The following is a 12,953-nucleotide window of genomic DNA, read 5'->3' on the forward strand; positions in this document are numbered from 1 at the left end:
CGACGCTGACCTGGCGGGTCGCGTCGCCAGATTCCGTTTCAGGCCCTAGCGCCCCACCGGCAGCAGGCCGAAAGCCTGCTTGGCGATCTGCAGCATCCAGCTGCCGACGCTCTTGCCGTGGTCACGCGGCCAGTTGAGCTGGAAGCTGACCACCCAGGGCTGGCCGGTCGCGTCGACGGCGTACCAGCTGAAGGTCAGATCGCCGGGCAGCCCGCCGGCTTTGGCGCCGATGTAGGGCCAGTCGGCGTGGCTCAGGTCGATGCCGCGGACTGCGGACAGGATCTCCTTGACCGGTGCGGCCTTGCCCACCGCACCGGCTTGCAGCGCGACGTGCACCCGGCAGATGTCCTCGGCGCTGCCGTACCACTCGGCGCCATAGGCCGATGCCGGGATGTGCGCGCGCACCGGATCCGGCTCATACGGCCGGGAGTTGGCCTGTTGCAACAGCTTTGCCCGCTCCTGGGCTGAACCGTGCTGCCACTGCTCACGCAGGTCCGGTTTGCCCCAGCCCACCGAGAACAGTTCGTACATGGTGGGGAACGGTGTCATGCTGGCCGGATCGTGGTGCCCGGCCGCGACCAGCGCCCGTTCGACGGCACGAGTGCCGACGTGCCCGATCAGCAGATCGGTCGCCATGTTGTCGCTGGTGGCGATCATCTTCTCGGCCGCCTTGCGCACCGATACGTGGGCGCCCTCGGGTAGCTCCTCCAGCCCGGACGACCCGACCACCTTGGCCCGGCCAGTGATGGTCAGCGGGTCGTCCCAGGACACCGTGCCGGCCTTCACCTCGTTGGCCACCGCCAGCAGCACGTACAGCTTGAAGATCGACGCCAGCGGCAGCGACTGGCTGGCGTTGGTGCCGGCCACCGGTTTGCACACCCCGCCCTCGATGCGTGAGGCCTGATAGGAGTAGCGGGCGCCGGTCCGGCTCAACACCGCGTCGATGTCCTGCCAGGAATGAATGGGTGGCGTCTCGGTGGTGGCTTTGAACAGGTCCACCATCCCGTTGTCGTCGGTGCGGATCCGGATGTCCTGGCGGGCACCGTAGGAGGTCGTCAGGTGCAGAGTGGCCGCGCCCGCGCGGATATCGACGCCGTCGAGCCGGAACGGCCGGTCCCACCAGAGCGATTCCATGGTCGTGACGACCTGGTCGACCTTGTCCGGCGCTGCCAGGGTGGCCACCCCGACCGGGCCGATCGGCCAATCGGAGTTCAGCATGTCCATGGTCTGCTTGGCGCGCAGACCAGGCGGGGTCTTGGTGGAGATCGCCACCCCGCCGGCGTCCGGGTCCGACGGCGCTGCGGGGGAGGGGGCGCAGCCGGCGGCTGACGCGGCGATGGCTGCCAGGCCTACCGTGGCTGTCCATGCCGCCAGGTGACGCCGCACGGGGCTAGGCCTGTGCGGCGGTTCCGGCAACGTCCAGCACGACCTCGAATTCCAACAGGCTGGCACCGGTGGCGACGGGGTTTTTGCTGCTCTGGGCGTGCGCCTCGGCGCTGCGTCCGGTCGCCCAGGCCTGGAACGCCTCGTCGGACTCCCACTTGGTGACCACGAAGTAGCGGTCGTCGCCCTTGACCGGGCGCAGCAGCTGGAAGCCCAGGAAACCCGGCGAAGAGTCCACCGTGTGTGCACGGTTGGCGAACCGCTTCTCCAGTTCCGGACCGGCGCCCGGGGGCACCTCGATTGCGTTGATCTTCACCACTGCCATGCGGCCTAGGCTACCGTGCCCCGGGTGGATACCGCGTCGAGTGAGTTGCTGACCTATCGCGGTGGGCACGGGGCGCCGCTGGTGCTGGTACACGGGCTTATGGGCCGCGGCAGCACCTGGCCGCGGCAGTGGGTGTGGCTGACCCGGCTCGGGGCGGTCTACACCTATGACGCACCGTGGCATCGTGGCCGTGACGTGGTCGACCCGCATCCGATCGCCACGGAAAGCTTCGTGGCCGATCTGGCGGTCGCGGTGCAGCAGCTACCAGGCCCGGTGCGCCTGGTGGGCCACTCGATGGGCGCGCTGCATTCGTGGTGCCTGGCGGCCCGCCATCCGGAGCTGGTCTCCGCGCTGGTGGTCGAGGACATGGCGCCGGACTTCCGTGGCCGGACCACCGGAGCCTGGGAACCGTGGGTGCATGCCCTGCCGGTCGAGTTCACCCGGGCAGAGCAGGTGGTGGCCGAATTCGGCGAGATCGCCGGGCGGTACTTCCTGGAGGCCTTCGACCGCACCGAGACCGGCTGGCGGCTGCACGGTCAACCCGCGCGCTGGGTGCAGATCGCCGCGGAGTGGGGCACCCGCGACTATTGGGAGCAGTGGCGCGCCGTGCAGGCGCCGTCGCTGCTCATCGAAGCCGGCAACTCGGTGACGCCGCCCGGGCAGATGCGCGAAATGCACCGCATCGCTTCGGCCAGCACTTACCTGCGCGTCCCCGACGCCGGTCATTTGGTGCACGACGAGGCGCCGCAGGTCTACCGCGAGGCCGTCGAGTCGTTTCTGTCCTGACCGGGCAGCGCGAAGCGGTCGTCGGCGAGCCGTTCGACCAGCCCGTCGTCCAGCAGCGAGGCCAGGGCGCGTTCTCGCTGAACTTCATCGATCGGCCAGGCCACGTCCAGTTCTGCTCTCGTGACCGGAAACGCGTTGTCCCGCAACACATCCAACAGGCGTCCGCGCACCTGGCGGTCGGTGCCGGCATAGCGTTGGGCGGGCCGTTTGGCGGCGCTGCCGGGCGGGAATCCACGGTCTCGCCACGCGCAGGAACGCAAGGGGCAGGCGGCGCAGCGTGGTGCCCGCGCCGTGCACACCGTGGCGCCCAATTCCATCAAGGCGGCCGAGAATCGGGCGGCCCGCGCGGCATCGGGCAGCAGGGCGGCGACGTCGGCATGGTCGCGTTTCGCCGACGGCGTCCCGGCGTCGGCGCGTCCCTGAACGGCGCGGGCCACCACCCGGCGCACATTGGTGTCGACGACCGGAACCGGTTTGCGGTAAGCGAAACAGGCCACCGCCCGCGCGGTATAGCTGCCGATCCCCGGCAGTTGTTCCAAGACCTCGACGTCGTCGGGGACCACGTCGGCGAAGTCACGGGCGATCACCGTCGCGCATTCATGGAGTCGTTTGGCCCGGCGCGGATAGCCGAGCTTTCCCCAGGCCCGCAGCACCTCGGCGGGGGTCGCGGCCGCCGTTGCCGACGGTGTCGGCCAGCGCACCACCCAGTCCGACCAGATCGGCAGCACCCGCGCCACCGGGGTCTGCTGCAGCATGAACTCGCTGACCAGGATCTGCCACGGCGTCACACCGTCGGCCCGCCACGGCAGGTCGCGTTCGGCGACGTCGAACCAGCCGAGTAGGTTGCCCGCGTCGATGCTCATCGGCCGGCCGTGCACAATGTCGGGTATGCCGAACTCGAACCCGATATCCGCGTGGAAGGCACTCAAGGAGGGTAACGAGCGCTTCGTCGCCGGCGAACCCCTCCATCCCAGCCAGGATGTCGCGCGCCGCGCCGCCCTGGCCAATGGCCAGAAGCCGACCGCGGTGGTGTTCGGCTGCGGTGACAGCCGGGTGGCCGCCGAACTGATCTTCGACCAGGGTCTGGGCGACATGTTCGTGGTGCGCACCGCCGGCCACGTCATCGACTCGGCGGTGTTGGGTTCCATCGAGTTCGGGGTGGCAGTGCTCGACGTGCCGCTGATCGTGGTGCTCGGTCACGACAGCTGCGGCGCGGTCAAGGCGACGCTGTCGGCGCTGGACGGCGGCGCCGTGCCGGGCGGCTACCTGCGTGACATCGTTGAGCGGGTGACCCCGTCGATCCTGCTGGGCCGGCGGGACGGGCTGAGCGCCGTCGACGAGTTCGAGACCCGCCACGTCAACGAGACAGTGGCGCAGTTGGCCGCTCGGTCCACGGTGATCGCCGACCAGATCGCGGCCGGGAGGCTGGCGATCGTCGGCGCGACCTACCACCTGGCCGACGGGCGGGTGCAGGCCCGCGATCACCTCGGTGACATCGGCGACTAGGGCGGTTCAGCGAGGCTCGACGAAGCAGAGGCGAAGCTGGAACCGCCGCGATCAGCCGGCGTAGACGGCGACGAGGCGGGCCAGGGACGAGCCGGCTCTGCGGGTACCCCCAGCCGCGCAGCGGCGAGGGGGCGAGCCGCACAGCCAGCCCAGCTCAGCCGCCGTAGCGCGGCGTGACGACGCCGTGGTCGTAGGCGTAAACGATGGCCGCGGCGCGGTCGCGCAGGTCGAGCTTGGCGAAGATGCGGCCGATGTGACTTTTCACCGTCACCTCGGAGATGAACAGGTCGTCGGCGATCTCACCGTTGGACCGCCCCTGGGCGATCAACCGGAGCACATCACGCTCGCGTGCGGTCAGCTCGGTGACGGCCTGCGCGCGATGTTCGACGGTGACGTTGCGGTAGGTGCTCAATACCCGGGCGGTGACTGCCTGGTCGAGGTAGCCGTCGCCTCCGGCGACCGCGCGCACGGCGCGGATCAACTCCTCCGCCGGCGAGTCCTTGAGGACGAACCCGGATGCGCCGGCCCGCAACGCCGCCGACAGCAGCTCATCCTCATTGAACGTGGTCAGTGCCAGGACCGGCGGCGAGCCCGGGGTGGCGGTAAGTCCGCGGGTGGCTTCGATCCCGTCGAGGCGCTTCATCCGCAGATCCATTACCACCACATCCGGGCGGTGCTCGGCGACCGCGTCGGGAACCTCGTCACCGTCGGCGCATTCGCCGGTGACGACGAACCCGTCCTTGCGACGCAGAATCCGGCGCAGCCCGGAGCGGACCAGGTCCTGGTCGTCGACCAGCAGCACGGAGATCTCGGGGCCGGCCATGTCAGAGCGGGCACCGCCGCAACCGCGAGCCCGGGTCGGTCAACGGGATCTCGGCGCGCACCGACCACCCTTGCGGGCACGGCCCGGCATCGATGGTGCCGCCGAGCAGCTCGACACGCTGGCGCATCCCGGCCAGCCCGCGACCGTCCCGAGATGCTGAGGCCACCGCGACCGGCATCTCATTGACAATGGACAGTAGCGCGGTGGCGGGCGAAACAGTAAGGGCCACCGTGGCTTTGGACTCAGGTGCATGCTTAGCGATATTGGCCAGCGACTCCTGGGCGATGCGGTACAGCGCCAGCCCGGTGGCCGCCGACACCGGATCGCTCGACCCCTCGCTGCGCAGCGTGACTTTCAGCCCGGCCTGGGCGTAATCGGCGATCAAATCCGCCAGGTCGGCAATGGCCGGTTCCGGGGCGGTGCCCGCCGGACCGTCCTCCAACAACCCGACCGTGCGGCGGATATCGGCCATCGCCTGGCGGCCCAGTCGCTCGGCATCGGTGAGTGCGTCGACCGCGTCGTCGACGTCGCGGTCCTGCTGCAGGGCATGCCGGGCCCCGGTGACGTGCAGCAGGGTGATGGACAGCGAATGCGCGATGACGTCATGCACCTCGCGGGCGATGCGGCGCCGTTCGTCGGCGGCCGCGTGCTCGGCCAGATCGGCCTGCAGCTCCTGTTGGGTGACGAGCAGCTGCGCCTGGATCCGGGTCAGAATCCCCACCAGCCAGCCCATTGCGGCCATGCCCAGATAGAGCGGCAGCGCGTCGAGGCGGTGCAACGCCGACGCCGCCGCCAGCAGGGCCACCGCCGACACAAGCGCAAGCGGTCCGTACAGCGATGGACCGAGTGCCGCGAACGCCCCCAGTGTCACCACCAGCAAGGCCGGGGCGAGATCGCCGTCGACCGGCGTAGAGGTCGCGAACAGCAGAATGGCGGTGGCCGCGAACGAAGTCGCCCACACCAAGCCGGGCAGGAACTTGACTCCGGCCGCAAAGAACAGCGCCAACGGTGCGAGCGCGAGCAGCGCCGCGGCGGCGGAAGCGGGAATGTCGGCGCGGGTGCGTTGTAGGGCCGATGCGACCAGGCTCACCACCATGCAGCCGTCGACCAGCAGGACGAACGACCAGGAGTAGCCGGTTGGGATGAGCCCAGCGCGCTGCCGGATCCGATCGCGCACAAACCCGGCCACCTCACCCAACATCGGCTCATCGTAGAAGGCATGTCCGCCCGCGCACATCCTTCTGCGGGTGGAGACGCACTGCGCCCGGAGTGGGAGAACCAAAACCGAACCGCGGCACGATGTCGAGCCCGGTGATGATTCCTAGCGTTGCTGACATGACGTGGAACCAGTTTCACCAGCGGATGGCGTTTATGGCCGACCTGATCGACCGCGCCGCCGAAGCACCTGATTCGGCACTGCATTTCAACGGCAACGCCCCAGACATCGAGCGGCTGTTCGGCAGCGAGGAGAGCCTGCTGCTGGCATTGCAGCAGCGCTGGATGACCGCATTGGCGGCAAAACTCGACCAGGCCCACTACGACGGTGTGCCGGCCGAGCTGGCCAGAGCCGAACTGGCCGCCCAACAACCGGGCCTTCGCGCCCTTTTGGATGCCGCCGCGGCGCGATCGGTGCGGGTCCGAGCGCTGCAGCACCGTGAACCGAGGCTCGAGGAACTGTTCGACGGTGTGCCCTTCGGATTGCAGACCATTGCCTGAGCTGGCCGACTTCGTCGCCCGGTTCACCCAGCGCTGGGCGGTCGCGGTGGTGCTGGCGTGGATCGCCGCGGCCGGTCTGGCCAATCTGGCCGTGCCGCAGCTGGAACGGGTGGTGGCGTCGCACTCCGGATCGTTCATGCCCGCCGACGCAGCCAACAACATCGCGGCCGGCCGGGCTGCGCAACTGTTCGGCGACGCGCCCAGCAACAACCTCAACTATGTTGTGCTGGAACGTGATCAATCGCTGCGGCCGGCGGATCGGCACTACTACGAGGCGCTGGTGGCCGCGCTGCGAGCCGATTCCCGTCACGTGCAGGCCGTCACCGACCTGTGGACGGCACCGCTCACCTCGTCGGCGCCGCAGAGTCGCGACCAGCGGGCGGTCAATATGATGGTGCGGCTGTCCGGGGCGCTGGGCACGTCGGCGGCCGCCGAGTCGGTCACCGCGGTCCGCGATGCGGTGGCCCGGCTCGGCCCGCCCGCCGGCCTGCAGGTGTTCGTCACCGGGCCCGGCGCCACCCTGGTCGACGAGTTCGCGGCGATCGACCACCAGATGCTCGCGATCACCGCGGTGACCGTGCTGGTGATCATGCTGCTGCTGTTGCTCGTCTACCGTTCGCCGGTGGCCGCGGCGGTCCCGCTGATCTCGGTGGGCCTGGCGCTGGCGCTGGCCCGGCCGCTGGTCGCTCTGCTCGGTGAGCATGGTCTCGTCGAGGTGTCGCTGTTCACCGTGGCGCTGCTCGCGGCGATGATCCTGGGCGCCGGCACCGACTACGCGATCTTTCTGATCGGTCGCTACCACGAGGGCCGCCGCCGCGGGATCGATCCCGCGGACGCCCTGGCCGCCGCCTACCGCGGTGTCGCCCCGGTCATCGTCGGCTCCGGGCTGACCATCGCCGCGGCGTTGGCGTGTTTGAGCCTGGCCCGGATCAGCATGTTCCGTAGCGCCGGAATACCCTGCGGCATAGGGATTCTGGTGGTCCTGGCGGCAGCACTGACTTTGACTCCTGCGCTGATCGCGTTGGCCGGCCGGCGAGGCCTGCTGGAACCTCGCCGGTCGCTGATCGCTCGCCGGTGGCGTCGGCTCGGGGTCGTAGTCGCACGCTGGCCCGGCCCGATCATGGCGGCGAGTGTGGGGCTGGTCCTGGTCTTGACGGTGCCGTTGATCGGCATGCAGACCGGCTGGAACGAGCCGTCGGCGACCCCGGCAGGTGTCGAATCCAATCGTGGCTACGCCGCGATGGACCGGCATTTCGCGGCGAATCAATTGCTGCCCGATATGGTCACCGTCGAGGCCGATCACGATCTGCGCAACCCGGCCGGTCTGCTCGCCGTCGAACGAGTCAGCCGGGCGCTCATGGCGATCCCCGGGGTGCGAGGTGTGCAATCGGCGAGCCGTCCGGCGGGCGCGGTACCGGATGAGGCGACGTTGAGTCATCAGTCCGGGCTGCTCGGCGAACAGCTGGGCGCCGGTGTCGATGCGCTGGCCGAGTGGTTGTCGCGGGTGAGCGATGTGGATGCCGTGTTGTCGCAGGTGTCCGCGGCGATGGATCAGCTGGGTGGCGGGCTGGCCGGCGGCGCCTCCGGTCTGCGTGAAATCGATTCGGCCGCTGTCGATATGCGCTCGGGGATGGACGGCCTGCGGCGCGACGTCGACGCGCTGTCGGGATATCTCGATCCGCTGCGGGGGTTCGTCGACAACACCCCGGATTGTGCGGTCAACCCGATCTGCTCGGTGGCGGCCCGGGTTGTCGGGCCGGTCGACGACGTCGCCCGCAGTTCGGCCGAATTGGCCGATGGCGCAGTTAAACTGGCGTCGGGATCCGGTACCGCGACGGCCGCGTTGGCCGGGCTGCCGGCCGCTGTGGCGTCGATGCGTGAGGTGCTGGACCAAGCCCGGGCCGCAACCGGCGAGTTGCGTGCCGTGGTGGATGCGTTGCCGTCGCAGTTGCATGAACTCACCGCGTACCTGCGCGCGGTCGCAGGCGATTTCCAGGGCAGCGCGGCGGGCGGTTTCTATCTGCCCGCCCGCGCGCTGTCCGACCCGAGGTACGCCGAAGTGCTCCGCACGCTGATGTCACCGGATGGCCGGGCGACCTTGCTACTGGTCTACGGCGACGGACAGGAATGGGGGGCCGACGGGGCCCAGCGCGCGGAGCTCATCGAGACCGCGGTGCGGGAGGCGACCAAGGAGGGAACGCTGACCCCGGTGTCGGTGCACCTGGCCGGGGTGGGGCCGGCCACCCGGGATCTGCAGGCGCTGGTCCGTGGCGACATCGTGTTGCTGGTCACCGCGACACTGGCGTTGATCTTCGCGATCGTCGCGGTGATGCTGCGCAGTCCGGTGGCCGCCCTGGTGGTGGTCGGCACCGTCATCGTGTCGTATGCGTCGGCGCTGGGGGTCTGTGTGCTGCTCTGGCAGCACCTGTTCGGCCGCCCACTGCACTGGGCCGTGGCGCCGATGGCGTTCATCGCGTTGGTGGCCGTCGGCACCGATTACAACCTGCTGCTGGCGTTGCGGATCAAAGAGGAGGCCCGGGCCGGCATCGGCACCGGGATGGTCCGGGCCTTCGCCGGTACCGGCGGGGTGGTGACCACCGCAGGCATCATCTTCGGCGTCACGATGTTGGCGCTGGTGGGTAGCACCGTCTTGAGCATCGCGCAGGTCGGTGTGACGGTCTGCGTCGGGCTGTTACTGGACACCCTGATCGTGCGGACCTTCGTGATGCCATCGATGGTGCGACTGCTGGGCCGCTGGTTCTGGTGGCCGGCCCGGATCGGCGCACGCGCCGCCGCGCCGCACGCTGAATACTCGGGCGAGGTCACAACGCGGCAACGACACGCCGGGAAGGGTCGGACAACTCGGCGTGAGCACGTCCTACCGTGAGAACGTGCTCGATTTGGAACCGCAGGGTCCGCTGCCTTCGCAGATCTACTGGCGACGCCGGGGCTTGGCGCTGGGCATCGCGGTCGCCGTGATCGGGCTGATCGTGGCCATCATCTTCGCTGTGATGCACGGCAGCGCGGGCGCCGAGAACGGTGACGCCCAGAAGACGGCCGCCGCGCAGCAGCACCCCAAGTCGCAAGGCGCCTCGCCGGAAGAGGCCAAGACGCCCGTGGTGCCGCCCGCCGAGCAGGCGCCACCGCCGTCGCCGACCCCGACTGCGGCGGTGATCCCGCCGCCGGTGCTCAAGGCGGGTGACGACTGCCCTGACTCCACGCTGGCGGTCAAGGGCATCACCGGTCCGCAGTACATGGTGGGGGAGCAGCCCCAGTTCACCATGGTGGTCACCAACATCGGCCTGGTCGCCTGCAAGCGGGATGTGGGCGCGGCGGTGCTGGCCGCCTATGTCTACTCACTGGACAACCAGCGGCTGTGGTCGAACCTGGACTGCGCGCCGTCAAACGAGACCCTGGTCAAGACCTTCGATCCCGGCGAACAGGTGACAACCACGGTGACCTGGACGGGAATGGGTTCGGCGCCGCAATGCCCACTGCCACGGCAGCCGATCGGCCCGGGCACCTACAACCTCGTTGTTCAACTGGGCAATCTGAGATCGGCGCCGGTGCCGTTCATATTGGCCGAGCCCTCCCCGGACGCCCCACCCCCGGTCGAGAACCTCCCGGCACCCGAAGCGCTGCCGCCGGGTAACTGATCGCCCTAACCCCGGTCCAGTAGTTGCAGCGGCGCCGCTCTGCCGGCGCGTTGGTCGGCGAGGCCGACCATATGGTGCAGCGCCGCAACGATATTGGCCGCCGCAACCGTGCGCAGATCGCCGACGGCGGCCGGGGCGCCCGGCGGTGTCAGCGCGGTAGTGAACCCGAGCCGGGCCGCCTCGGCCAGTCGGCGGTCCATGCCACTGACGGGGCGCAGGTCGCCGGCCAGCCCCACTTCGCCCAGCACCACCGTGCTCGCCGACAGCGGCAGACCCGAATACGCCGATGCCAGCGCGATGGCCACGGCCAGATCGGTCGACGGGTCGGTCAAGCGCATACCGCCCACGGTGGACAGGTAGATGTCGGCGGCTGCGATCGGCAGCTGTGCGTGCTTGCCGAGCACCGCGGTGATCATGGCGGCCCGGGCGTGGTCGATGCCGCTGACCGCCCGGCGCGGCGACCCGCCCACAGGGTCTGCCAGCAGCGCCTGCACCTCGCCGATCAGCGGGCGTTTGCCGTCGAGTGCGACGGTGATCGCGGTGCCGGGTACCGGTTCGCTGCGCTGTTCCAAAAACAGCCCTGACGGGTCGGCGACACCTTCGATCCCGCTGTCGCGCAACAGGAAACAGCCCACCTCGTCGGTGGCGCCGAAGCGGTTCTTCACGGCCCGCACCATCCGCAGCACCGAGTTGCGGTCGCCATCGAAATGCAGCACGACGTCGACGAGGTGTTCCAGTGAACGCGGGCCGGCGATCGCGCCGTCCTTGGTCACATGACCGATCAGGATCAGCGCCACGTCGCCGGCCTTGGCGGCTGCGGTCAACGCGGCCGTGACGGCACGCACCTGGGTGACCCCGCCGGCCACGCCGTCGGTGTCGGCGGCGGCGATCGTCTGTACCGAGTCCACCACCATCAGCGTCGGCCGGACCGCTTCGATGTGACCCAGCACCGTCTGCAGGTCGGATTCGGCCGCCAGGTAGATCTCGTCGTGACTGCACCCGGTGCGTTCGGCGCGCAGCCGGATCTGCCCGCCGGACTCCTCGCCGGAGATGTAGAGCGCCCGCCGTCCGGCCAGCGCCCACCGGTGCGCCACTTCGAGTAGCAGCGTGGACTTGCCGACGCCGGGGTCACCGGCCAGCAGTGTGACCGACCCGGGGACCACGCCGCCGCCGAGCACCCGGTCGAGTTCGGCCACGCCGGTCGGTTGGTGACGGGCGCGGCCGGGTGCGATGGAGCTGATCGGAACCGCGGGACGGGCCGGCGCCGCCGGCCGCAGTCCGTTCAACGGAGCGGCCGACTCCGCCACCGGGTCGATGCCGCCCCAGCTGCCGCATTCCGGGCAGCGGCCCAGCCATTTCGCGCAGGTGTTGCCGCATTCCGAACAGCGATACAGCGATCGAGCCCTGGGGGTTTTAGCCACCCGCTGACGGTATCCGGTGGGTCCGACAGCGGCGGCGTACGACGCGAGGCGTCAGTGGTGCGACAGTGCGCCGGCCGAGATCGGCACGGCCACCCGGATCGGGCCCGCCTTTTTGAAGTCGAAGGTGAAGTCGTAGGTCAACCCGTTCGAGATCGCCTTGTCCAGGGTCACCGTGGCCGCCGCGGTGCTGGCATTGGAGACCTCGGGCAGCGCTTTGGAGGCCGGTGCCGTCGGCAGGTCGGGGCCGGCCGGGGCACTGACGACCAGCACGCCGCCGGCGGGAATCGACTTGCCGCCGGTCACCGACACCTTGCCGACCGAGCTGGTGATCCCGGTGAGTTCATCGCCGGTGTCCATCGACTGGTTGCTGGCGACGAACACCAGGTCCACGGTCTGGCCGGCCTCCAGCGCGTCGCCGGCCTGCACCGCCTGGATGCGCACGTCCCGCAGCGCCAGGTCACCCGCGGTGGCCGAGGCGCCGTTGACCGCGGACGCCTGGTCGGCCGTCTGGGAGATCTGGCCGGTCCCGCACCCGGCCAGTGCCGCGGCGACGGCCAACGCGGTAACGAGCCTGTTGAAGCGGTTCACGTGAGGCCTCCTGCTGGGCGCTGCGGTTTGTGACTATGCACTGTAGTAGCACGCCCAGAGCGGCGATAGCTCAGGGTTGGGGCGTGCCGCATAGGAGTGATCGACCGCCCCGGACCGGCCCGAAGTGGCCCACGTCATGCACGCTTTATCCTTGCTGTCAAGCCCCCGCCCGGGGCTGCGATGCCCCTGACCTGCACCGTTGATCGTCCGGTGTCTGAGCGACGTGTTAGCATGGGGTAGCGAAAGGGGCTCAAATCAGATGATCTTTAAGGTCGGAGACACCGTCGTCTATCCACACCACGGTGCAGCGTTAATCGAGGCGATTGAAACCCGGACCATCAAAGGCGAGCAGAAGGACTATCTGGTCCTCAAGGTGGCTCAGGGTGACCTCACCGTTCGAGTTCCCGCAGAGAATGCCGAATATGTCGGCGTGCGTGACGTAGTCGGGCAGGAAGGCCTGGACAAGGTCTTCCAGGTGTTGCGCGCACCGCACACCGAGGAGCCGACCAACTGGTCGCGCCGGTACAAGGCCAATCTGGAGAAGCTGGCCTCCGGTGACGTGCACAAGGTAGCTGAAGTCGTCCGTGACCTGTGGCGCCGCGACCAGGAACGTGGCCTGTCCGCCGGCGAGAAGCGGATGTTGGCCAAGGCCCGTCAGATCCTGGTCGGCGAGCTGGCGCTGGCCGAGAACACCGACGATGCCAAAGCCGAGACCATCCTCGACGAGGTGCTGGCCGCGGCGTCCTGAG

Annotated in this window: 13 protein-coding genes; 6 read left to right on the forward strand and 7 right to left on the reverse strand. The window is 69.4% G+C overall.

Annotated elements, in window-relative coordinates:
- Positions 1 to 45 precede the first annotated feature (45 nt).
- The gene (locus AC5Y4Q_RS00175) at positions 46 to 1,386 is read right to left on the reverse strand and encodes a serine hydrolase (protein ID WP_185746605.1); all 1,341 of its coding nucleotides are present in this window, start codon (positions 1,384 to 1,386) and stop codon (positions 46 to 48) included.
- A 4-nt stretch (positions 1,387 to 1,390) separates the two neighbouring features.
- Positions 1,391 to 1,708: an antibiotic biosynthesis monooxygenase family protein gene (locus tag AC5Y4Q_RS00180; RefSeq protein ID WP_064923727.1), complete on the reverse strand. Its 318-nt coding sequence runs from the start codon at positions 1,706 to 1,708 to the stop codon at positions 1,391 to 1,393.
- A gap of 24 nt (positions 1,709 to 1,732) precedes the next feature.
- Here AC5Y4Q_RS00180 and AC5Y4Q_RS00185 point away from each other — a divergent pair, with 24 nt between their 5' ends.
- Complete coding sequence (locus tag AC5Y4Q_RS00185) at positions 1,733 to 2,494, forward strand: alpha/beta fold hydrolase (RefSeq protein WP_065019325.1); 762 nt, start codon at positions 1,733 to 1,735, stop codon at positions 2,492 to 2,494.
- Here AC5Y4Q_RS00185 and AC5Y4Q_RS00190 read toward each other — a convergent pair.
- Complete coding sequence (locus AC5Y4Q_RS00190) at positions 2,461 to 3,357, reverse strand: HhH-GPD family protein (RefSeq protein ID WP_065019338.1); 897 nt, start codon at positions 3,355 to 3,357, stop codon at positions 2,461 to 2,463. The genes AC5Y4Q_RS00185 and AC5Y4Q_RS00190 overlap by 34 nt on opposite strands.
- 25 nt (positions 3,358 to 3,382) lie before the next feature.
- Here AC5Y4Q_RS00190 and AC5Y4Q_RS00195 point away from each other — a divergent pair, with 25 nt between their 5' ends.
- On the forward strand, positions 3,383 to 4,000 hold the full coding sequence (locus tag AC5Y4Q_RS00195; RefSeq protein ID WP_064923733.1) for a carbonic anhydrase: 618 nt from the start codon (positions 3,383 to 3,385) through the stop codon (positions 3,998 to 4,000).
- Positions 4,001 to 4,154: 154 nt separating this feature from the next.
- Here the strand turns inward: AC5Y4Q_RS00195 and AC5Y4Q_RS00200 are convergent, their stop codons facing one another.
- Positions 4,155 to 4,823, reverse strand: a complete 669-nt coding sequence (locus AC5Y4Q_RS00200) for a response regulator transcription factor (protein ID WP_065019326.1) — start codon at positions 4,821 to 4,823, stop codon at positions 4,155 to 4,157.
- Position 4,824: 1 nt separating this feature from the next.
- On the reverse strand, positions 4,825 to 6,024 hold the full coding sequence (locus AC5Y4Q_RS00205; RefSeq protein WP_499957471.1) for a sensor histidine kinase: 1,200 nt from the start codon (positions 6,022 to 6,024) through the stop codon (positions 4,825 to 4,827).
- A gap of 134 nt (positions 6,025 to 6,158) precedes the next feature.
- Between AC5Y4Q_RS00205 and AC5Y4Q_RS00210 the strand changes: the two genes are divergently transcribed.
- From AC5Y4Q_RS00210 to AC5Y4Q_RS00220, 3 genes are read left to right on the forward strand one after another with little or no spacing between them, the layout of a single operon-like run.
- A complete protein-coding gene (locus tag AC5Y4Q_RS00210) occupies positions 6,159 to 6,539 on the forward strand; it encodes a hypothetical protein (protein ID WP_064923736.1) in 381 nt (126 codons plus the stop codon).
- Positions 6,532 to 9,426 (forward strand): MMPL/RND family transporter, encoded by a 2,895-nt coding sequence (locus AC5Y4Q_RS00215; protein ID WP_499957474.1) that lies wholly within the window; start codon positions 6,532 to 6,534, stop codon positions 9,424 to 9,426. The genes AC5Y4Q_RS00210 and AC5Y4Q_RS00215 overlap by 8 nt, the downstream gene beginning before the upstream one ends.
- Before the next feature lie 4 nt (positions 9,427 to 9,430).
- Positions 9,431 to 10,195 (forward strand): hypothetical protein, encoded by a 765-nt coding sequence (locus AC5Y4Q_RS00220; protein WP_064924365.1) that lies wholly within the window; start codon positions 9,431 to 9,433, stop codon positions 10,193 to 10,195.
- A gap of 5 nt (positions 10,196 to 10,200) precedes the next feature.
- On the opposite strand, the gene radA is transcribed toward AC5Y4Q_RS00220, so the two are convergent.
- Together radA and AC5Y4Q_RS00230 are read right to left on the reverse strand one after the other, a co-directional pair.
- Positions 10,201 to 11,616, reverse strand: coding sequence for a DNA repair protein RadA (gene radA, locus AC5Y4Q_RS00225; RefSeq protein WP_064924358.1), 1,416 nt, complete (start codon positions 11,614 to 11,616; stop codon positions 10,201 to 10,203).
- Between the two features lie 51 nt (positions 11,617 to 11,667).
- Entirely contained in the window at positions 11,668 to 12,204 is a 537-nt protein-coding gene (locus tag AC5Y4Q_RS00230) for a copper chaperone PCu(A)C domain-containing protein (protein WP_064924359.1), read from the reverse strand.
- A gap of 259 nt (positions 12,205 to 12,463) precedes the next feature.
- On the opposite strand from AC5Y4Q_RS00230, the gene carD reads away from it, so the two are divergent.
- Positions 12,464 to 12,952: an RNA polymerase-binding transcription factor CarD gene (carD, locus tag AC5Y4Q_RS00235; RefSeq protein ID WP_013830798.1), complete on the forward strand. Its 489-nt coding sequence runs from the start codon at positions 12,464 to 12,466 to the stop codon at positions 12,950 to 12,952.
- The last annotated feature ends 1 nt before the right edge of the window (position 12,953 follow it).

Source organism: Mycobacterium sp. NGS16, from assembly GCF_059813225.1.